Origin of the sequence: Halomonas lysinitropha, from assembly GCF_902500215.1 — a bacterium.
Taxonomy (GTDB): domain Bacteria; phylum Pseudomonadota; class Gammaproteobacteria; order Pseudomonadales; family Halomonadaceae; genus Halomonas; species Halomonas lysinitropha.
This window is the reverse complement of the sequence record NZ_CABVOU010000027.1, coordinates 578224-599571: the sequence shown is the minus strand read 5'-3', so window position 1 is coordinate 599571 and position 21348 is coordinate 578224. Positions and strand designations below refer to the sequence as shown.

The 21348-nt window shown below is 65.8% G+C and carries 19 protein-coding genes; 5 read left to right on the top strand and 14 right to left on the bottom strand.

Annotated elements, in window-relative coordinates; translation table 11 throughout:
• Positions 1 to 20 precede the first annotated feature (20 nt).
• The 9 genes from hflC to HALO32_RS07245 form a co-directional block, all read right to left on the bottom strand.
• On the bottom strand, positions 21 to 902 hold the full coding sequence (gene hflC / locus HALO32_RS07285) for a protease modulator HflC (RefSeq protein WP_151443096.1): 882 nt from the start codon (positions 900 to 902) through the stop codon (positions 21 to 23).
• Positions 903 to 2114 (bottom strand): FtsH protease activity modulator HflK, encoded by a 1212-nt coding sequence (gene hflK / locus HALO32_RS07280; protein WP_151443095.1) that lies wholly within the window; start codon positions 2112 to 2114, stop codon positions 903 to 905.
• Between the two features lie 154 nt (positions 2115 to 2268).
• Complete coding sequence (gene hflX / locus HALO32_RS07275) at positions 2269 to 3585, bottom strand: ribosome rescue GTPase HflX (RefSeq protein ID WP_151443094.1); 1317 nt, start codon at positions 3583 to 3585, stop codon at positions 2269 to 2271.
• An 8-nt stretch (positions 3586 to 3593) separates the two neighbouring features.
• Complete coding sequence (gene hfq / locus HALO32_RS07270; RefSeq protein ID WP_151443093.1) at positions 3594 to 3839, bottom strand: RNA chaperone Hfq; 246 nt, start codon at positions 3837 to 3839, stop codon at positions 3594 to 3596.
• Positions 3840 to 3962: 123 nt separating this feature from the next.
• Positions 3963 to 4901 (bottom strand): tRNA (adenosine(37)-N6)-dimethylallyltransferase MiaA, encoded by a 939-nt coding sequence (gene miaA / locus HALO32_RS07265; RefSeq protein ID WP_151443092.1) that lies wholly within the window; start codon positions 4899 to 4901, stop codon positions 3963 to 3965.
• A gap of 172 nt (positions 4902 to 5073) precedes the next feature.
• Positions 5074 to 7050: a DNA mismatch repair endonuclease MutL gene (gene mutL, locus HALO32_RS07260; RefSeq protein WP_151443091.1), complete on the bottom strand. Its 1977-nt coding sequence runs from the start codon at positions 7048 to 7050 to the stop codon at positions 5074 to 5076.
• A gap of 139 nt (positions 7051 to 7189) precedes the next feature.
• On the bottom strand, positions 7190 to 8650 hold the full coding sequence (locus HALO32_RS07255; RefSeq protein ID WP_151443090.1) for an N-acetylmuramoyl-L-alanine amidase: 1461 nt from the start codon (positions 8648 to 8650) through the stop codon (positions 7190 to 7192).
• Positions 8647 to 9150: a tRNA (adenosine(37)-N6)-threonylcarbamoyltransferase complex ATPase subunit type 1 TsaE gene (gene tsaE, locus HALO32_RS07250; RefSeq protein ID WP_151443089.1), complete on the bottom strand. Its 504-nt coding sequence runs from the start codon at positions 9148 to 9150 to the stop codon at positions 8647 to 8649. Before tsaE ends, HALO32_RS07255 begins: the two co-directional genes overlap by 4 nt.
• Positions 9131 to 10666 carry an NAD(P)H-hydrate dehydratase gene (locus tag HALO32_RS07245; protein WP_151443088.1) on the bottom strand — a complete coding sequence of 512 codons (1536 nt, stop codon included), beginning with the start codon at positions 10664 to 10666 and terminating at the stop codon, positions 9131 to 9133. The genes tsaE and HALO32_RS07245 overlap by 20 nt, the downstream gene beginning before the upstream one ends.
• A 135-nt stretch (positions 10667 to 10801) precedes the next feature.
• Between HALO32_RS07245 and queG the strand changes: the two genes are divergently transcribed.
• A complete protein-coding gene (gene queG / locus HALO32_RS07240; RefSeq protein WP_225809809.1) occupies positions 10802 to 11869 on the top strand; it encodes a tRNA epoxyqueuosine(34) reductase QueG in 1068 nt (355 codons plus the stop codon).
• Between the two features lie 151 nt (positions 11870 to 12020).
• Here the strand turns inward: queG and orn are convergent, their stop codons facing one another.
• Positions 12021 to 12629: an oligoribonuclease gene (gene orn / locus HALO32_RS07235; RefSeq protein ID WP_151443086.1), complete on the bottom strand. Its 609-nt coding sequence runs from the start codon at positions 12627 to 12629 to the stop codon at positions 12021 to 12023.
• 86 nt (positions 12630 to 12715) lie between these two features.
• Between orn and rsgA the strand changes: the two genes are divergently transcribed.
• The 3 genes from rsgA to asd all read left to right on the top strand — a co-directional run bounded on the left by rsgA (position 12716) and on the right by asd (position 15620).
• Positions 12716 to 13756 carry a small ribosomal subunit biogenesis GTPase RsgA gene (gene rsgA, locus HALO32_RS07230; RefSeq protein ID WP_151443085.1) on the top strand — a complete coding sequence of 347 codons (1041 nt, stop codon included), beginning with the start codon at positions 12716 to 12718 and terminating at the stop codon, positions 13754 to 13756.
• 45 nt (positions 13757 to 13801) lie between these two features.
• Entirely contained in the window at positions 13802 to 14647 is an 846-nt protein-coding gene (locus HALO32_RS07225) for a sulfurtransferase (RefSeq protein ID WP_151443084.1), read from the top strand.
• Between the two features lie 136 nt (positions 14648 to 14783).
• On the top strand, positions 14784 to 15620 hold the full coding sequence (asd, locus tag HALO32_RS07220) for an archaetidylserine decarboxylase (protein ID WP_151443083.1): 837 nt from the start codon (positions 14784 to 14786) through the stop codon (positions 15618 to 15620).
• Here the strand turns inward: asd and epmA are convergent.
• Both epmA and efp read right to left on the bottom strand, forming a co-directional pair.
• Entirely contained in the window at positions 15617 to 16603 is a 987-nt protein-coding gene (gene epmA, locus HALO32_RS07215) for an EF-P lysine aminoacylase EpmA (protein ID WP_151443082.1), read from the bottom strand. The genes asd and epmA overlap by 4 nt on opposite strands.
• A 7-nt stretch (positions 16604 to 16610) precedes the next feature.
• Positions 16611 to 17177, bottom strand: a complete 567-nt coding sequence (efp, locus tag HALO32_RS07210; protein WP_151443081.1) for an elongation factor P — start codon at positions 17175 to 17177, stop codon at positions 16611 to 16613.
• 108 nt (positions 17178 to 17285) lie between these two features.
• On the opposite strand from efp, the gene epmB reads away from it, so the two are divergent.
• Positions 17286 to 18329 (top strand): EF-P beta-lysylation protein EpmB, encoded by a 1044-nt coding sequence (epmB, locus tag HALO32_RS07205; RefSeq protein WP_151443080.1) that lies wholly within the window; start codon positions 17286 to 17288, stop codon positions 18327 to 18329.
• 102 nt (positions 18330 to 18431) lie between these two features.
• On the opposite strand, the gene leuA is transcribed toward epmB, so the two are convergent.
• Complete coding sequence (leuA, locus tag HALO32_RS07200; RefSeq protein WP_151443079.1) at positions 18432 to 20147, bottom strand: 2-isopropylmalate synthase; 1716 nt, start codon at positions 20145 to 20147, stop codon at positions 18432 to 18434.
• A gap of 341 nt (positions 20148 to 20488) precedes the next feature.
• Entirely contained in the window at positions 20489 to 21346 is an 858-nt protein-coding gene (locus HALO32_RS07195) for an ion transporter (protein WP_151443078.1), read from the bottom strand.
• Between the last annotated feature and the right edge of the window lie 2 nt (positions 21347 to 21348).

The window sequence follows — 21348 nt, the reverse complement described above, 5'->3', positions numbered from 1 at the left end:
GCGCACCACCCGCCGGAAGATCAGTCGCTCGCGCCTTGCGGACTCTTGAGGTACTGGAAGAAGTCGCTGGAGGGATCGAGCACCAGCATGTTGTCATCGCCCTCGAAGCTTTCCCGATAGGCGTTGAGGCTGCGCCAGAAGCTGAAGAACTCCTGATCCTGGCCATAGGCCTCGGAGAAGATGCCAGCCGCTTCGGCGTCGCCCTCACCTCGCAAGGTTTCCGATCGAGCCTGGGCCTGGGCGAGAAGAACCTGACGGCGGCGATCGGCGTTGGCGCGAATGCGCTCGGCTTCCTCCTGACCCTGGGCCCGCCATTCGCGCGCCTCGCGCTCGCGCTCCGAGCGCATACGCTCATACACGGCGGAAGACACATCCTCCGGCAGATCGATGCGCTTGACCCGGATATCGCGCACCGCCACACCCAGTTCCTCGCGCATCAGCTGGTCGAGATCCTCGGTGGGGCCGGTCATCAGGTCGTCGCGTCGCTCGGCGATGATCTGCTGCAGGTTCAGGCGGCCGAACTCGTTACGCAGGCTCTCGTCGACCCGCGGCTGGATAAGCCGTCTGGCCACCAGTTCGTCACCGGCGGTGGCCTCGTAGTAGCGCGTCGGGTTGACCACCTGCCACATGACGTAGGAGTCGACGATCACCGCCTTCTGCTCCAGGGTCAGGTAGCGGCTCGGGTCGGTGTCCAGCGTCAGCAGACGGGTATCGAAGGTACGCACCGTATGAGTGATCGGCACCTTGAAGTGCAGGCCCGGCTGGATGTTCTCCTCGATGATCTCACCGAAGCGCAGCTTGACCGCGCGCTCTGTCTCGTCGACCACATAGAGGCTATTGCTGGCCAGCCAGGCCACGGCGGCCAGGCCGCCGACGATAAGCAGGGAACGATTATTGATCATTTAGCGGCCCTCCCTGCGGATTCCACTGTTGTTGCTGTTGCTGCTCGACGACTGGCTTGAGCGCATTCGCTCGAGCACGCGCGGATCCAACTCCTCGTCGTTAGCCGACTGGGCACTCGCTCCCGATGTGCCGGCACCACTGAGGCGATCGAGCGGCAGGACCATCAACGGGCTGTTCTCGGACACATCGACCATGAACTTCGAGGTATTGCTGAACACCTCGCTGATGGCATCGAGATAGAGGCGCTCACGCATGATCGTCGGGTTTTCCTCGTACTGACCAAGCAGCGCATTGAAGCGGTTGGCCTGACCCTCGGCCTCGGCGACCACGGACTCGCGATAGCCCTGGCCCTGCTCGACGAAACGCTGCGCCTGGCCCTGAGCTTCGGGGATGATCGCGTTGGCGTAGGCGATGCCCTGGTTGATGGTGCGCTGACGATCCTCGCGAGCGCGAATGACGTCGTCGAAGGCGTCCACGACGGCATCGGGCGGTGCCGTGGACTCGACGTTGATCGTCTGCAGCAGGATGCCGGTACCGTAGTCATCCAGGTAGGACTGCAGGCGACTGGACACAGAGCTGCCGAGGATCTCACGGCCGGAGGTCAGGATCTCGATCATGTCGGTCCCGCCGACGACGTGGCGCAGCGCCGAATCCAGGGCGTTCTCGAGGCTGAGCTCGGAATCGCGCACGTTGAGCACGAAGTCGCGCGGGTCGGCGACCTGATACTGCGCCGACATTTCGACGGAGACGATATTCTCGTCCTGGGTCAGCATCGACTGGGTCTGGGTGACCGAGCGCACACGCGTCACGTTGACCATGCGCACGTCATCGATCAGCGGCGGATTCCACTGCAGGCCCGGGGTGACCACTTCCTGGAATTCACCGAAGCGCAGCACTACCCCGCGCTCGGACTGATCGACCAGGTAAAAGCCCAGGGCTGCCCAGATGGCCAGGGCGACCACGATCAGCAGACCCGGCAGGGTAAAGGCATTGCGCGGCTTGCCACCGCCCCCCTTGCCACCGGAGCCACCCTTCTTGCCCCCGCGGCCTCCCAGCATGTTGTTGAGCTTATCCTGAAACTTCTTCAGGGCCTCGTCGAGGTCGGGCGGCCCCTGATTGCCACCACCCTTGCCCCCGCCGCCGCTACCACCGCGGCCACCCCCGCTCCAGGGGTCGTGCTGGTTGCCACCACCAGGCTCATTCCAGGCCATACGTCGTCTCCACTAGGCATTTCATCCCGCCGCCGGGCGTGCCGGCAACGGACATCGGTTGCGATCCTGCGGGTAACGCCCGGCACACGGCCCGGCGCCCTGTTATCGTATTGTGGCTGCTGACCTGCCTGCCAGCGGACCGGCTCCTCTCGCGTCACGCTTCCCATACCGGCGGCGCCTGCAGCGCAGTCGGCAAGTAATTGTCGGCACGCTCACCCAAGCGCGCCATCAGCTGCAGGAAGTCGCGCCGTGGCAGCCGTACCTCCAGCAGGGTGCGCCCCTGGTCGTCGAAGCGCTCACCGCGCACCGCCCCGAGATCGTGCAACCCGGCCCGTAGCCTGCCCTGCTCAGGCGCCAGGCAGAGCTCGAAGTCGATGATGTCATCGGCCAGGCGCTCCGAAAGCGCCTGCTCCAGCAGCTCGAGCCCCTTGCCCTCGCGTGACGATAGCCAGACCACCTCGGGCCGGCCCTCCCCATCGCGCTCGATACGCGGTGAGCTGTCGAGCAGGTCGATCTTGTTCATCACCTTCAGGGTCGGTACCTCGAGGGCACCGATCTCGTCGAGCACCGCCTCGACCTGAGCGACGTTCAGCTCGCGGTCAGGGTCGGCGGCATCGATCACGTGCACCAGCAACGAAGCCTCGGCGGCCTCCTGCAGGGTGGCGCGAAAGGCCTCGACCAGCTTGTGGGGCAGGTGACGGATAAAGCCCACGGTGTCGGCCAGCACCACCGGCCCCACGTCCTCGATCTCGAGACGACGCAAGGTCGGGTCGAGGGTAGCGAAGAGCTGATCGGCCGCATAGACCCTCGCGGACGTGAGGGCGTTGAAGAGCGTGGACTTGCCGGCGTTGGTGTAGCCCACCAGCGAGACGCTGGGAATCTCCGCCCGGGAACGGGCCCGGCGATTCTGGCTACGCTGGCTGCGCACCTTGTCGAGGCGCTTGTGGATCGCCTTGATGCGCGCCCGCAGCAGGCGGCGGTCGGTCTCGAGCTGGGTCTCACCCGGCCCGCGCAGGCCGATACCCCCCTTCTGGCGTTCCAGGTGGGTCCAGCCACGCACCAGCCGGGTCGACATGTACTCGAGCTGGGCAAGCTCCACCTGGAGCTTGCCCTCATGGGTCCTGGCACGCTGGGCGAAGATATCGAGAATCAGGCCGGTGCGATCAATGACCCGGCACTTGAGCTCACGCTCCAGATTGCGCTCCTGGGAGGGACTGAGGCTATGGTTGAAAATCACCAGCTCGGCCTGGTGAGCCGCCTTCGCCTCGCGGAGCTCCTCGAGCTTGCCCGACCCCACGAAAGTTCGGGAATCGGGGCGCTTGCGACTACCGGTGACCAGTGTGGCCGGCTCAGCACCGGCCGATCGCACGAGCTCCAGGAATTCACCGGCATCCTCGCGCTCCTCCTCGTCCTGAAAATCCACATGGACGAGGATCGCCGTCTCGCCGGCGTCGGGACGTTCAAAAAACAATCAATACCTCACGCATCTGTATCCGGCTGCGCATCCGGGGCCGGCAGGCGCACGTTGCGCGAAGGCACCACCGTGGAGATGGCGTGCTTGTAGACCATCTGGCTGACGGTGTTGCGCAGCAGAATGACGAACTGATCAAAGGACTCGATCTGACCCTGCAGCTTGATGCCGTTGACCAGGAAAATCGATACCGGAATGCGCTCCTTGCGCAGGATGTTCAGGTACGGGTCTTGAAGGGACTGCCCTTTGGACATGTTGCTCTCCCTGAAGTGTCTCTGGGGGTTGATGTTATGTCGATCTTTGTCGCTCCCGCCAGGGGGCAACGCTGAATACGCCGAGGGGCTTGCTAAGCCAGCCACTGAAAAGGTCATCTTACGCTAAGTGCCGAATTCGCGCACGAGTTTCAAAACCTCGCTCAGGGGATCAAGGCCCAGACTATCGACCCAGTTGAGTCCCGGCCAGCTACGCATCCAGGTCAATTGGCGCTTGGCCAGCTGGCGGGTCGAGATGATACCCCGTCTTTCCAGCTCGCCCTGCCCATACTCCCCTTCGAGAAATGCCCATACCTGGCGATAACCCACGCTCTTCATGGCGGGTAATGACGCATCGACATCATCACGATTCATCAGGGCCGCCACCTCATCGACAAGCCCGGCATCGAGCATCATCTTGAAGCGCTGGGCGATGGATGCATGAAGCGTTCCACGGTCAGAGGGAGCGAGCCCTATGGACAGCGTGCGCCAGGGAAAGGTTTCACGGCGCTGCTCGTCCCACAGTTCACTCAGGGAGCGGCCTGTCAGCCGATAGACCTCCAGGGCCCGCATCAATCGCTGGGGATCATTGGGGTGGATCCGCGTCGCCGAACGCGGATCGATCCGACTCAGTTCCTCATGCAGTGCCTTCAGGCCATGGCGTGCCATCTTGTGCTTCAGCTCGGCACGCACCGCAGCGTCCGCTGACGGCAGGTTGGCCACCCCTTCGAGCAGGTGCTTGAAGTACATCATGGTGCCGCCGACCAGCAGTGGCACCTTGCCGGCGTCGCTGACCCGACGCATCTCGCCTAGGGCATCCTCGCGAAAGTCGGCGGCGGAATAGGGCTCGGACGGATCACGGATATCGATGAGCCGATGCGGTGCTCGAGCAAGCTCCTGCGGCGAGGGCTTGGCGCTGCCGATATCCATGTCGCGATAGACCATGGCCGAATCGACGCTGATCAGCTCGCAGCCGAGTCGTTCATGGAGCTCGATGGCCAGGTCAGTCTTGCCGGCCGCGGTGGGTCCCATCAGCAGGATGGCGGAGGGGCGCGAATCGGGCATGACGTTCTCGAGCTCTCTCAGGCTTGGCGCTGAGAAGCTTACCCGGGGGCATGCCTTCGAGGAGGCGCTGTGAACCCATCCCTGGGCGCTACCGACGCCATCCCTGGCGTAGGACCTCCTCTTCGGCCTGCCCCCGGCGCTTCTCGCCACGCAGGTGGAAGTGTTGCGGATTCTACTGCCCCCTCAGGAAGAGGCGGTCCAGCTCCTTCATGCTCATCTCGGTCCAGGTGGGACGGCCGTGATTGCACTGGCCGCTGCGCTCGGTGCGCTCCATGTCGCGCAGCAGAGCATTCATCTCCTCGAGCCCCAGCTGGCGATTGGCCCTGACGCTGCCGTGGCAGGCCATGGTCGAAAGCAGCTCGTTGATACGCGCCTCGATCCGATCGGAGCGGCCATAGCGCTCCAGGTCGGCGAGCATGTCACGTATCAGCGGCTCGACGTCGGCATCGGCAAGCAGCACCGGCACCTGGCGCACCAGCAGGGTCTCGGGACCGGCCACGTCAAGCTCCACCCCGAGTCGCGCGAAGGCATCATGCTCGGCCTCGGCGGTGGCCACCTCGGCGGGGCTTGCCGCCAGCGACACCGGCACCAGCAGCGGCTGGGCCTGCAATCCCCCTTCACTCCCGGCACCGCCGTGGACCTGGGTCTTCATTCGCTCGTAGACAATGCGCTCGTGAGCGGCATGCATGTCCACCACCACCAGGCCACGCTCGGTCTGGGAGAGGATATAGACCCCGTGCAGCTGGGCCACGGCATAGCCCAGCGGCGGCGCGCGGGTCGCGTCCTCCTCGGGCATCGCCGGGCGCGGGGCGCGAGACGTCGACGAGACACGACGCTCTTCCAAGGCCACGCTCGTGGCACTACCGCCAGGGGCCGGGGCAGCCGGCTGTGGCGTCAGCAGGCTCTCTTCATGCTCGGGGTGCAGTGCCCGATACCCCTGCATAAAGGCCCGCACCCGGTCCGGCGTCACTCTGTCACGAGTCCCATCGCGGCTCCCGTCACCCTGCCCCGGCAATGACATCGGCTGCTGCTGCCAGGCGAGCGCCGCTTCACGCACGCCGTCCGCCGCCTCGCGAGCACCCTCTTCCGCCTGCTGCGCCTCCGCGGCGGCTTCGCGTTCGCCACCTTCACCGGCTCGGGCCTCGCCCAGCGCGCGATGCAGGCTCGAGAACAGGAAATCGTGGACCATGCGCCCATCGCGGAATCGCACCTCGTGCTTGGTGGGATGGACGTTGACATCCACCACTCGGGGGTCGACTTCGAGATAGAGCACGAACACCGGATGGCGGCCGTGGAAGAGCACGTCGCGGTAGGCCTGGCGGATGGCATGGGCGACCAGACGATCGCGCACCACGCGGCCATTGACGAAGAAGTACTGCTGGTCGGCCTGGGCCCGGGAGTGGGTGGGCAGCCCGACCCAGCCCGAGAGCCGCAGCCCGCCCACCTCCAGGTCCAGGTGCAGGGCATTCTCCAGGAAAGCCTTGCCCAGCAGGGACTGGAGACGGCGTTCCCGAGCCACCGGTTCATCGCCGGGCGGCAGTTGATGGAGGGTCTTGTGGTTGTGACGCAGCACCCAGCCGATATCGAAGCGCGACAGCGCCTGGCGTCGGAAGGCCTCCTCGACGTGGCCGAACTCGGTCTTCTCGGTACGCAGGAACTTGCGACGCGCCGGGGTATTGAAGAAGAGGTCACGCACCGTCACCGAGGTGCCGCGCGGATGTGGAGCCGGGGTCACGCGGGGTTCCATGCGCCGCCCCTCGGCCACCACACGCCAACCACTGCGCGGATCTTCGTCGGTATTGGAGACCAGCTCGAGGCGCGCCACCGAGCTGATCGAGGCCAGCGCCTCGCCGCGGAACCCCAGGCTCGACACTCCCTCGAGCTCCTCCAGCGAGACGATCTTGCTGGTGGCATGGCGCGACAGCGCCAGGGCCAGGTCGTCCTCGCCGATACCGCTGCCGTCGTCCTTCACGCGGATCGTTCGGGAACCGCCATTTTCAAGCTCGACCTCGATGCGACGGCTGCCGGCATCGATGGCATTCTCCACCAGCTCCTTGACCACCGAGGCAGGACGCTCGACCACCTCGCCGGCCGATATCTGGTTGGCCAGGCGAGGATCGAGGATCTGGATATGGCGCTTGTCTGTCATGTCACTCCATCAAAGCCGTAAGCCGTAAGCCGTAAGCCGTAAGCCGTAAGCCGTAAGCCCAAACGCTGCCATTAACCTTGCTGAATGCAAGGGCTCTTCTTACAGCTTAACGCTTATAGCTTACAGCTCCCCGAAGGGGTCAGGAACGGGGGATGCGCAGCACCTGTCCGACCCGGATAACGTCGCCGTTGAGCTCGTTGGCCTGCTTGAGCTGGGCCACCGGCACACCGTGACGGGCGGCTATCTCGGAGAGAGTGTCGCCGGGCTGGATGCGATACTCGTTGCCCTCGGGACTGCGGTTGCCATCACGCTGCCAGGCCAGCAGGCTGGCCGGTGGCGGATTGCGCTGGAAGTGACCGCGGATGCCGCCGAAGAGGGCCTGAACCACCTTCTGCTGATAAGCACCGTCGCGAAGGCGGCGCTCCTCTTCGGGATTGGAGATGAAGCCAGTCTCGACCAGCAGCGAGGGGATGTCCGGCGACTTGAGCACCATGAAACCGGCCTGCTCGACCCGCGACTTGTGCAGCCGGTTGACCCGCCCCAGCTGGTCGAGCACCTGACCGCCGATGGTCAGGGAGTCGTTGAGGGTCGCGGTCATGGTCAGGTCAAGCAGCACGCCACGCAGCACCTCGTCCTTGTCATCCAGTGACAGACTGCCGTCGACACCGCCGATCAGGTCGGCCTCATTCTCGCTGGCGGCCAGCCACTGGGCGGTCTCCGAGGTCGCCCCCCGCTGGGACAAGGCATAGACCGAGCTGCCGTTGGGCCGCGGGCTGTTGAAGGCATCGGCATGAATCGACACGAAGAAATCGGCTTTCTGCTCACGGGCGATCCGGGTCCGCTGACGCAGCCCGATATAGTAGTCGCCATCGCGGATCATCACCGCCCGGAACCCCTCCGCGGCGTTGACCAGCCGCGCGAGGCGCTTGGCCATCTCCAGCACGACATCCTTCTCGCGCGTGCCCCCCGGCCCGATCGCCCCCGGGTCCTCGCCGCCATGCCCGGCATCGATGGCGATAATGATATCGCGCTTGGGGTGCGGCTTGTCCGATCCCAGGACCTCGGCGGCCGAGATATCAGCCGGGTTGCGGCCCTGGGCCACCGCCTCGCTGCGGGCACGATCCGCGGCGATCTCCTGTTCACGGATCATCGCCTCGATGGGGTCGATGGGGTCCTCCACGGCGCTCTCGCCGGGATACTCCAGATCCACCACCAGGCGATGGCCATACTGGTCGTTGGGCGCCAGGGAAAAGTGGCGGGGCTCGACCTCCCGCTCGAGTTCCAGCACCACCCGCAGGCCATCGCCATCACGCACGCCGGTGCGCAGGGTGCTGATGGCACTCCCCTCGAGGTCCAGGCGGTCGACGCTGGCATTGAGCTGGCTGTCGTCCAGATCGATCACCAGACGACGCGGATTATCGAGGCTGAAGACATTGGCCCGGGCCGGCGAGGAAAGGTCGAAGACCAGGCGGGCATGGTCCGGTGCCGCCCAGAGGCGGAGGTTGTCGACACTGGCGGCAGAAGCCAGGCCACTGGCCAGCCACAGCAGCACTCCCCCCAGCCCGACCAGCAGGCGTACAAGACATATCATGCGTGTCATCGCGCTGCGTCACCTTCTCTGTGCAGGCCCCATCCGGCCAGCGCCGGCATCGCCGCTAGGCGCTCGAGTACCGCTCGTCCACGTTCGCTGCGGGCCTCGAGCGTGGCCTCACGACCACTGTCGGCCAGTCGGAGGATCACCTCAAGATCCGGGTCGGGTAGCCACCCCTCTCCCCGCTCCGGCCACTCGATCACGCAGAGCGCCTCCTCGGCGACCAGGTCACGGCCACCGATGAACTCGAGCTCTTCGGGGTCACCCAGACGATAGAGGTCGAAATGATGCACCAGGACCCCGTCCAGCTCGTAGGGCTCCACCAGGGTATAGGTGGGGCTCTTGACGGCCCCCCGGTGGCCACAGGCGCGCAGGATGCCGCGAGTGAGAGTGGTCTTGCCGGCTCCCAGCTCGCCGGTCAGGTGCACACGACCATGACCCTGCAGGGCTCGCCCCAGGCACTCGCCAAAGGCAACCTGGCGATCTTCGTCATCGAGTCGCAGCTGCATCGTCCTCGCCCATTGTCGGGTTGACCAGAATTCGTGCACAGGATGCCAGATCGCCGGCCAGCAGGCCACGCTCACCCGCCTGCCGAGCCGCCATGTCGCCAGCCAGGGCATGCACCAGCACGCCAAGCCGGACCGCCGGCTCGAGGGGTAGCCCCTGGGCCAGCAACGCGCCCAGGATACCCGAGAGCGCATCCCCCATGCCGCCGCTGGCCATACCCGGATTGCCCGACGGGCAGACGGCGAGACCCTCGGGGCCGGCCACCAGGCTGCCGGCGCCCTTGAGCACCACCACGCCGCCATAACGTCGCTGCAGGGCCAGGGCCGCCGCGGGCCGGTCGGCTTCGATCTCCGCGGCAGAAAGCTCCAGCAGGCGGCCCGCTTCGCCGGGATGTGGCGTAAGAACCCAGTTCTCGCGGCACTGGCCACCGTAGCGCGTTGCCAGCAGGTTGAGGGCGTCGGCGTCCACCACCAGAGGCCTGCCGGTCGCCAGGGCTGCCTGCAGCATGCCCTGCCCCCAGCTACCCTGGCCGAGCCCCGGGCCGACCACAAGCACATCGGCGTGTTCCGGCAGTTCGCCGAGATCTCCGGCTCCGCGCACTCCATGGACCATCACCTCGGGGCGTCGCACCAGGCTCGCCGTCACATGCTCGGGCGCCGTGGCGAGACTCACCTTGCCGGCGCCGAGTCGCGCACACGCCTCGGCGGCGAGCAGTGCCGCGCCGCCGAAGCCCGGGGCCCCACCCAGCACCAGGGCATGGCCGAAGTCGCCCTTGTGGGCGCTGCGCTCTCGCGCGGGCAGCCAGGCTCCGATCATGCCGGCATCGAGCAGGTGGGCGGCCGGCACGATGTCAGCCTCGCCCCCGGCATCGACGCCGAGGGCCCGAAAATCCAGCTCGCCCACGCAGGAGGGGGCCGCGCCGGTGTGCAGGCCCAGCTTGTCGCCTATGAAGGTGACTGTCCGCACGGCCTGCACCGCGACGCCCAGAATCGCGCCGGTATCGGCATGCAGCCCCGAAGGAATGTCGATGGCCAGCACCGGCATGCCAGCGGCATTGATGGCCTCGATCGCCTCGCGGGCCTCGCCGCGCACCTCGCCGCCGAGGCCGGTGCCCAGCAGGGCATCGACGATCACCTCACCCTCGAGGGCGAGACCGGATTTCCAGGGCAGGGCCTCGACCCCGGCCGCCGTGGCCATATCGGCGGCGCGCCTGGCATCGCCGGAAAGCTCCTCGAGCGGCTTGAGCAGGATGCGCTGCACGGCAAGCCCCTCGGCGGCGGCCAGCGCCGCCAGTACGTGGCCATCACCGCCATTGTTGCCGCCCCCGCAGATCACGCTCAGCGAGCGCACCCCGGGCCAGCGGGCCTTCAGGCTCTTCCAGGCGGCCGCGGCCGCGCGCTGCATCAGGGCAAAGCCCTCGATGCCGGCGGCAATGGTACGTTGGTCGAGCTCACGCACCTGGTCGGCGCGATAGAGCGGCCGACCGCGTGTCGTGGCAGGGCTTGCTTCCCAGCTCATGCGATGTCTCCTCGTTCGGGATGCTTTATCATAGGAGTGTAAATTCTCTACGCCCCACGCCAAGCCTCGGGGGCCGATCTGCATGGTGTTTTCTCGATAATGACCCCAGCGTCCACGCCAGCTGACGAACCCGACATGACCGGCCTCGCCGAGCAGATCAAGATCTGGGGCCGCGAGCTCGGCTTTCAGGACGTCGGCATCACCGACGTCGACCTGGCCGAGGACGAGCGCCACCTGGCGCGCTGGCTCGAGGCCGGCTACCAGGGCGAGATGGGCTTCATGGCCAAGCACGGCACCAAGCGCACCCGACCGGCGGAGCTGGTTCCGGGCACGATGCGGGTGATCTGCGTGCGCCTGGACTATCTGCCCGCCGAGGTGGAAACGACAAAGGTGCTGGGCCAGCCAGAAATCGCCTACGTCTCCCGCTATGCCACCGGGCGCGACTATCACAAGCTGATGCGCAAACGACTTGCCACCCTGGCGAAATGGATGGAGGCCGAGGTGGGCCCCTTCGGCTACCGCGCCTTCGTCGACTCGGCGCCGGTGATGGAGCGGGCCCTGGCCCGCAAGGCGGGGCTGGGCTGGTTCGGCAAGAACGCCATGCTGCTCAACCCCGGGGCCGGCTCGCTGTTCTTCCTGGGCGAACTCTATACTGACCTGCCGCTGCCGGTGGATGCACCTTTCGAGACGGATCATTGCGGCAGCTGCAGCGCCTGTCGCAGCGCCTGCCCCACCGGTGCCATCGTCGAGGACCGGGTGGTGGATGCCCGGGCCTGCATCTCCTACCTGACCATCGAGCTGTTCGGGGCCATTCCCGAGCGCTACCGGGAGGCCATGGGTAACCGGGTGTTCGGCTGCGACGACTGTCAGCTGGTCTGCCCCTTCACCCGCTTCACCCGGGTCTCCCGCGAGGCCGACTTCGCCCCGCGCCATGACCTGGACCGGGCGAGTCTCGTTTCTCTGTTCGCCTGGGGCGAGGAAGAATTTCTGGAGAAGACCGCCGGCAGCCCGATACGCCGTATCGGCTACGAACGCTGGCTGCGCAACCTCGCCGTGGGACTCGGCAACGCCCCCTGGAGCGACGCCGTGGAGGCCGCCCTGATGGCCCGGCTGCCCTACCCCTCCGACCTGGTGCGCGAGCACGTCCGCTGGGCGCTGGCCCGCCAGCGGGAGAAACGCCAGCGACTGATCGCTGCAAGCTGAAAGCTGGAAGAGCGCGGCTACGCCGCTTCAAGCCGTAGGCCTGGTAAGCAACAGCGCACCAGGCGCCGTCGCACAACCGCCCGATGCGCCTTCGGCTTCTCGGGCCTACGAGATTAAAGTTACACCGCTTATAGCTCCCGGCGCAGCCGGGCTATTCCTCCTCGTCAGTTTCGTCGTCCGCCAGGCGCAGGAAAGTGCCACGATAGTGCGCCAGCTCGGCGATGGACTCCTTGATGTCGTCCATGGCGAGATGAACGTTGCGCTTCTGGAAACCGACCAGCGCTCCCGGGTTCCAGCGCTTGGCCAGCTCCTTCAGGGTCGAGACATCCAGGTTGCGGTAGTGGAAGAAGGCCAGCAGCTCGGGCATCTCCCGCTCCAGGAAGCGACGATCCTGGTGAATGCTGTTGCCGCACATGGGCGAGGTGCCGGGCGCGACATGCTCCTTGAGAAAGGCCAGTGTAAGCCGCTCGGCCTCGGCGGTATCGACCAGGCTATCCTTGACCCGCTTGACCAGGCCGGAGGCGCCATGGGTCCTGGTGTTCCAGTCGTCCATCGCCTCGAGAAGAGCACCGGACTGCTGCACCGCGATCACCGGCCCCTCGGCAACGACATTGAGCTCGCTGTCGGTGACCAGGGTCGCCACCTCGATGATCCGCTCACGGTTCGGATCGAGACCGGTCATTTCCAGGTCGATCCATACCAGGCGGTTCTGGCGCGGGTCCTGGGTATTAGAGGTCGCGGACGAAGTGTCTTCTGCCATGGGGGTTCCTCGCATGATGCCCGCTGACGACAGCGACCACCTTGGGTGAGTACAATGAGCTCCATTGTAGCGAGCTTCAGGCCCCCATGAGCAAACGCAATTTGAGCCGCCAGCAGCGCTGGCGCATCGACAAGGTCCAGGCCGAACGCGCCCGGCGTGCCGACCGGCGCGACTCCCGGGATGGCGAGAAGCTGGCCGCGGGCGAGTACGGCCCCGAACAGGGCGGCCGAGTCATTGCTCACTTCGGCCGCACCCTGGATGTGCGTCCCGAGCAGGGCGGCAAGGCCGTGCGTTGCCACCTGCGCGCCAACCTCGAGGGGCTGGTAACCGGCGACCGGGTGATCTGGCGCGCCGCCCACGACGCCAATGACGGCGTGGTGGTGGCGCGGGGCGAGCGCGACAGCGTTCTGGAGCGCCCCGACCCGCGCGGCCAGCTCAAGCCGGTGGCCGCCAACATCGACCAGATCCTGATCGTCTTCGCGGTGGAACCGGCACCCCATGCCAACCTGATCGACCGTTACCTGGTGGCCGCCGAGGCCACCGGCATCGCCCCGGTGCTGGTGCTCAACAAGATCGACCTGCTTCCACAGCATGGCGGCGAACTGCGCGATCTGCTGGCGCGCTACGAAGCGCTGGGCTACCCGGTGGTCACCACCACCACCGAACGAGCGGAGGGCCTCTCGGCCCTGCAAGCTCGGCTGGCCGGGCGCACCTCGGTCTTCGTGGGCCAGAGCGGCGTGGGCAAGTCCTCGCTGATCGACCGCCTGCTGCCGGACGAGGAACTTCGTATCGGGGCGCTGTCGAAGGATTCGCGCAAGGGCACCCATACCACCACCACCGCGCGCCTCTACGCCCTGCCGAATCCCGGCTCGGACGCCGAGGCCAGTGGCGGTGAATTGATCGACTCGCCGGGAATCCGCGAGTTCGGCCTGGGCCACCTGAACGAGCAGGAGGTCGCCGAGGGCTTCGTCGAGTTCCGAGACCTCCTGGGCCACTGCCGCTTTCGCGACTGTCGCCATCGCCATGAGCCGGGTTGCGCCCTGCTCGCCGCCGTGGAGCGTGGCGACATCCACCCCGAACGCTTTGCCAGCTACCGACGCATCCTCGAGAGCCTCGGGGAAACGTGAATCGAGGAGCCTGAATCAAGGGGCCGAATTTAAGGAGAGTGCACCATGAGTTCCGAAGACAATCTGCTCCCCCTGATCATCGAGCCCGAGCAGCTCGCCGACCACCTGGACGAGCCGTCGCTGCTGATCATCGACGTGCCGCTCAGGGCCGAGAGCTATGGCGAGGGACACGTCCCCGGCGCCGTCTTCCTGGATCATCGCCTGCTGATGCGCGGCGAGGATTCGGCCGGTAACTGCATGTCCAACGACGTGCCCACGGTCGAGGCGCTCTCCCGGCTGTTCTCGTCGCTCGGCCTGACCCGCGACACCCATGTGGTCGCCTACGATGACGAGGGTGGCGGCTGGGCGGGGCGCCTGCTCTGGACCCTGGAACTGATCGGCCACACCCGCTACTCCTATCTCAACGGCGGCATCCATGCCTGGCGGGCGGCCGGCCAGCCCGTTTCCACCGAAACCCAGGCTCCCAGGCCCAGCGACTACGAGGCAGAGATTCTGCATCCCGAGGTCGCCATCGATCGCCTCGAACTCCAGGAGCGCCTGGACGAGAAGGGATTCGCGATCTGGGATGCCCGCTCTCCCGAGGAGTACCGCGGCGAGAAGGGCGACAACGCACGCCTCGGCCACATTCCCGGCGCGGTGAACATGGAGTGGACCGACGCCATGGATCGGGAAGACGACCTGCGGATCCGCGACTATGCGGAGCTGATTACCGAACTCGAGGCGCTGGGCCTGACCCCGGACATGGAGGTGGTCACCCACTGCCAGAGCCACCACCGCAGCGGCTTCACCTGGCTGGTGGGCAAGGCGCTGGGCTTCGAGAAGATCCGCGGCTATGCCGGCTCCTGGAAGGAGTGGGGCAACCGCGAGGATACGCCGATAGAAAAGCCGTAAGCGGGAAGACGCGGCTACGCCGATTGAAGAGGGAAGATCGGTGCTTCGCACCTGGAAGGGCCAGGTTCTCCTCTTCCTTCCTCCTTCTTCCCTACTTGTTTGTCCTCCCACCGCCCCTTTGAGGAACGACGCCTTCGTGACCCCCGCCAAGCTGTTTTCCCTGATCCAGTACCCCATTCCCCACCACCTGCTCTCGCGACTGGTGGGAGGGCTCGCCGACTGCCGACTCCCTTGGCTGAAGAACGCCCTGATCAAGACCTTCATCCAGCAGTTCAAGGTCGACATGGAAGAAGCCATCGAGCCCGACCCGACGGCCTATGCCACCTTCAACGACTTCTTTACCCGCGCCCTGGAGGAAGACGCCCGCCCCATCGGCGAGGGCCTGGCCTCTCCCGCCGACGGAACACTTTCACAATTCGGCGCCATCGAGGCCGGACAGCTGCTCCAGGCCAAGGACCACCGCTTCTCGCTGATGGAGCTGCTCGGTGGCGACGGCGAGGCGGCCCGCCGCTACCTCGGCGGTAGCTTTGCCACCATCTATCTCTCTCCGAGTGACTACCACCGGGTCCATATGCCGCTAGGCGGCACCCTGAGAGAGATGGTCTACGTACCGGGCCGGCTGTTTTCGGTCAATGCCGCCACTACCCAGCATGTCCCCAACCTCTTCGCTCGCAACGAGCGGCTGGTATGTCACTTCGATACCGAGCAGGGCCCCATGGTGGTGGTGCTGGTAGGGGCGATGATCGTCGCCGCCATCGAGACGGTCTGGGCGGGCCAGATCACCCCCCTGCCCCGAGGGGGCGTGCAGCGGATCCGCTTCGATACGCCGATACGGCTGGAAAAGGGCGAGGAGATGGGGCGCTTCAAGCTAGGCTCCACGGTAGTGATGGCCTTCGCCGAGCCGGTCACTTTCGCCGATGCTCTCGAGCCCGGTGCCAAGGTACAGATGGGACAGTCGCTGGGGTGCTTCTAACAACGGGGCGTGGCAAAGGCCATGACCTCCGCCACGCTCTGCTTGCCCAGCGCCAGCTGGATAAGCCGGTCGAGGCCCAGCGCCACGCCGCTGCCTTCTGGCATGCCGTGAACCAGAGCAGCCAACAGGCGCGCATCCACATCGACCTCGGGCAGGCGCGCGGCACGGCGGTCGGCGTTGTCCTGCTCGAAACGCGCGGCCTGTTCGTCGGCGTCGGTGAGCTCGTCGTAGCCGTTGGCCAGTTCCAGCCCCTCGAAATAGAGCTCGAAGCGCGACGCCACCCGGGCGCCGTCCTCGGGGTCGCGATGGTGACGCGCCAGGGCGGCCTGACTGGCCGGATAGTCCACCACCACCTCGAGGCCATCTCGCCCGAGATGGGGCTCGATTTCGAGGCTCATCAACAGATCGAGGCATGCGTCACGGTCACTGTCGGTCATATCCAGGCCACCCCGCTGCCCGGCCAGGCGTCGCAGGGCATCGAGAGGTAACGTGAAGGGGTCGATGGCCAGAGTCTGGCGGAACAGCTCGCGGTAGCGGCGTCGCTGCGGCGGGCCCGGCTTATCCCCCAGTTCCTGGCCCAGCACGGTGTTGACCAGGGCAGCGGTCTCCTCGATCAGCGCATCAAGCCCCAGCCCGGGGCGATACCACTCCAGCATGGTGAACTCGAGGTTGTGGCGTCGGCCCACCTCACCGTCGCGAAAGCTCCTGGCCAGCTGGAAGATCGGCCCGCTACCGGCAGCCAGCAGCCGCTTCATGTGGAACTCCGGGGAGGTCTGCAGCCAGAGCCGCTCGTGCCCGGCCGGGGTGGTCGCTTCTGCGAAGAGCGATGCCAGGTGCATCTCGGTGCTGCCGCCGTGGCCCAGCACCGGGGTATCCACCTCCAGTACCCCCCGGTCGGAGAAGAAGGCGCGCACTCTCGCCAGCAGCCGGGCACGCTCGCGTAGTGTCGCGATATCGGCGGTCGGCTGCCAGTCTACCTCCATCCGTCGACTAGGCCCGGCTGACGTACTCGCCGGTGCGCGTATCCACCTTGAGAACTTCGCCCTCCTCGATGAACAAGGGGACCTTGACTACCGCGCCGGAAGAAAGGACGGCCGGCTTGGAGCCCCCCTGGGCAGTGTCACCCTTGAGGCCCGGATCGGTCTCGGTCACTTGCAGCTCGATGAAGTTCGGCGGGCTGACGTTGATCACGTTATCGTTCCACAGCGTCACGGTGTAGGGAACCTGCTCCTTGAGCCACTTCTCGGTATCCCCCAGGGCCTTCTTCTCCACGGCATACTGCTCGAAGGAGCCATCGGTCTTCATGAAATACCACATGTCACCATCGGTGTAGAGGTACTCCATTTCTAGCTCGAGGACGTCGGCGGCCTCCAGGGAGTCGCCGGACTTGAAGGTGCGCTCCCAGACGCGGCCGGTCATCAGGTTGCGCAGCTTGACGCGGTTGAAGGCCTGCCCCTTGCCGGGCTTGACCAGTTCATTCTCGACGATGCTGCACGGGTCACCGTCCAGCATCACCTTCAGCCCGCCCTTGAATTCGTTGGTAGAATAGTTGGCCATGATGACTTATCCATATTCGAGCGCGCCACCGGCACTGGCCGGGGGCGCGCGTAAGCAGATGAAGTTCGACGGGGCTCTCGTCCCCGTTCGCATTGACTGGTGTCGCGCATGATAACCCGAAGCAGCGCCCTTTTGCAGCGCCCCGACCGGGAGACCCAGCCTCAGCCACTGCCCATCCAGGCCCGCTGGCAAACCCAGCTGGCCAGGGCGATCCGCGACCCCCGCGAGCTGTGTCGCCGTCTGGGGCTCGACGAGGCCTGGTGGCCCGGTGCCGAAGCGGGCCATGCGCTCTTCGAGGTGCGTGTGCCCGAGGCCTACCTGGCACGCATCCGCCCCGGCGACCCGTCCGACCCCCTGCTGCGCCAGGTGCTGCCCCTGGCCGAGGAAGCAGTAACGATGGCCGGCTATGTCGCCGACCCGCTCGCCGAGGTCGAGCACGCCCCCGCCCCGGGGCTGATCCACAAGTATGCCGGGCGGGTACTGCTGATCGCGAGCCCCGCCTGCGCGGTGAACTGCCGCTACTGCTTTCGCCGCCACTTCCCCTACGAGGAGAACGCCCCCTCGCGAGCCCAGTGGGAGTCCACCCTCGATTATCTGCGCGGCGACCCCTCGCTCCACGAGGCCATCCTCTCCGGGGGCGACCCCCTGGCCGCCAGCGACCGCCAGCTGGCCTGGCTGGTCGAGCGGCTGGAAGGAATTTCTCACCTCAAGCGCCTGCGCATCCATACCCGGCTGCCGGTGGTGATCCCCGATCGCATCGATGACGCCCTGCTGGGATGGCTCGGCGCCACCCGCCTGCAGAAGGTGATGGTGCTGCACATCAACCATGCCAACGAGATCGACGAGGCCGTCATGGCAGCGTGCCGCAGGCTGAGCGCTGCCGGTGTGACCCTGCTCAACCAGAGTGTGTTGCTGCGCGGGGTCAACGATGACGTGGGCACTCTCTGCACGCTCTCCGAGCGGCTATTCGAGGCGGGCATCCTGCCCTACTACCTCCATGTCCTCGACCCGGTGGCCGGGGCGGCGCACTTCGACGTGGTGGACGAGGAGGCCCGCAAACTGGTCGCGGGCCTGCGAGAGGTGCTGCCGGGCTTCCTGATGCCGAGGCTGGTGAGGGAGATTCCCGGCGAGGCGAGCAAGACACCGCTGTAGCCATCATGGCCACCAGGTAGGCCGGATAAGCCGAAGGCGCATCCGGCGGGGATGCCCGGTGCGCTGTCGCTTACCGGGCCTACCGGATAATCCACGATTAGGCTATTTGGCAACCGCAAGGCTATCGGCGGTCACATTGGGCGCCGGGGCCCGGGTGGAAAGGTGGCGGTTGAGGGCACTCATCACCGCCTTCATGGAGGCACTGGTGATGCTCTCGTCGGTTCCGACCCCGAACACCGCCTCGTTGCCCGCGCGCACCTCCACGTAGGCGATCGCCTCGGCATCGGCGCCCTGGCCGCGTGCGTGCTCGTGGTAGTCGATGATCTCCACGTCGTGGCCGGCCGCGGCCAGCGCCTTGATAAAGGCCGCCAAAGGCCCGTTGCCTTGACCGGATACCACGCGGCGCTCGCCGTCCTCCTCGATGGTCGCCTCGAGGTTCACCTTGGGGCTGTCGGGCTCGGAGGAGAGACGATGGCCGACCAGACTGAAGGGCGAGTCCTTAGCCAGGTACTCGTCCACGAAGGCCTGGTAGATCATGTGCGAGGTTATCTCGCGTCCCAGGCGATCGGCCACCTCCTGCACCACCTGACTGAACTCCATGGAGAGCCGGCGAGGCAGTTCGATGCCGTACTCCTGCTCCAGCAGGTAGGAGACCCCTCCCTTGCCGGACTGACTGTTGACGCGGATCACCGCCTCGTAGCTGCGGCCGACATCCAGCGGGTCGATGGGCAGATAGGGGACCCCCCAGATGGCATCCGGATCGCCGCGCCGCTCAGCCATGCCCTTCTTGATGGCGTCCTGGTGGGAGCCGGAAAAGGCCGTGAACACCAGGTCGCCGACATAGGGATGTCGGGGGTGGACCGGCAACTGGTTGCAGTGCTCCACTTCGCGCATGATCGGCGTGATATTGGAGAAGTCGAGCCCGGGATGGACGCCCTGGGTGTAGAGGTTCATGGCCAGCGTCACGATATCGACATTGCCGGTCCGCTCGCCGTTGCCGAACAGCGTGCCCTCGACACGGTCACCGCCAGCCATCAAGCCCAGCTCCGCGGCGGCAACGCCGGTACCGCGATCATTGTGAGGATGCAAGCTGACGATCAGGCTCTCGCGGTTGGCGACGTTACGACAGAACCACTCGATCTGGTCGGCGTAATTGTTGGGCGTGGCAACCTCCACCGTGGCCGGCAGGTTGACGATCATCGGTGTGTCGACGGTCGGCCGGTAGACCCCCGCCACCGCCTCGACGATCTCCACGGCGAAATCCATCTCGGTGGTGGAGAACAGCTCCGGCGAGTACTGGAAGGTCCAGTGGGTCTCGGGGGCTTCCTCCATGCGGCGGCGAATCTGAGTGGTGGCATCCACGGCGATCTGAATGCACTCCTCCTTGCTGACATGAAAGACCACGCGGCGGAAGACCGGGTCGGTGGCATTGTAGACATGCACGATGGCATTCTTTGCCCCCTTCAGCGCCTCGAAGGTGCGATCGATCAGATGGGGCCGAGCCTGGGTCAGCACCTGGATCGACACATCATCGGGCACCTTGTCCTGCTCGATGAGGGTGCGAACGAAGTCGAAGTCGGTCTGGGACGCCGAGGGGAAGCCCACCTCGATCTGCTTGAAGCCGATCTTGACCAGCAGGTCGAAGAGGCGCTGCTTGCGCTCCTGGTCCATGGGGTCGATCAGTGCCTGGTTGCCGTCGCGCAGGTCGACGCTGCACCACTGCGGCGGCGTCTCGAGGCGGCGATTGGGCCACTGGCGGTCGGGCAGGTCGACGGCCACGAATGGGCGGTACTTGGTGGCGGGGTTGTCGAGCATCATGGTGGCGTTCTCCCTGGTGTACGGCGGCCTTCAGAAACGACAACGCCCCGCCGGCCGAAAGGCGGGCGGGGCATCGTTCGAGTCTGCACTGTCGATACTCACCGTGGAATATGCTCGAGAGCATACTGAAGGAGTGGCGACAGCGGCAATTGTCATGGGGCAGGTACTGCGTGTGGTAAACATCTTGCGACCTCGTTTCAACCTAATCTTAGTACTAGCGGCTTGCGGGCTGGCCAGGCGACGATGACGCGAAACGTCACCCGTCGCATTCAGCGGCAGGCTAGTAGTAGTCGTAGATCGAGAACGGGGAAGCAAAATGTCATGTTCATGCCTCTAGAGAATCAGTCTTCATCGCTTCTGTCAACTTTGATGTCGCCGCGCCCGGCCACCAGCGCCGCCTCCATGCGGTCGAGCTGATCACGAAGCTGACGCACATCGTGGCGCAGGCCATGCAGCTCGGCCGCCTCGCCCTCCCCGCTCTCGATCTCCATCTGGATGCTCTCTTTCTGCATCACGTCGAGCACGATGCCGATCATCATGTTGAGAAAGATGAAGGCGGTAAGGAAGATGAAGCTCAGGTAGTAGACCCAGCTCCAGGCATAGAGCTCCTGAGTGGCGTACATGACATCGGTCCAGTCCTCGAAGGTGGCCACCCGGAACAGGGTCAGCATGGCCGTCGAGATATTGCCCCACAGGAACTCGTCCACCTCGGCGAACAGGAAGCTGCCAAGGGCGGCGTAGATGTAGAAGATGATGAACATCAGCAACACCACGTAGCCCATGCGCGGGATCGACTTGATCAGCGCGCCCATCAGCATGCGCAGTTCGGGGATCATCGAGACCAGACGCAGCACCCGGAAGATGCGCAGCAGCCGCGCCAGCAGCACCATCTCCGAGTCGTCCAGCGGGATCAGGCTGGCGGTGACGATCAGGAAGTCGAAGACGTTCCAGCCCTTGCGAAAGAAGTCGCGCAGCCGCTTCTCCGCCGCCATGCGGATGAGGATTTCCACCAGGAAGAAGACCGTCACCGCCACGTCCATGGCCAGCAGCCACTGCTGGAAGCGCGTGGTCTCCTCGTAGGTCTTGGCCCCGATCAACAGCGCAGAAACCACGATGATGGCAATCACCGTCAGCTCGAACGCCTTGTGGGCGCGCAGCCGCTCGAAGCGGTCGCGCCAGGTCTCGAAGCTCGTGCTCACGA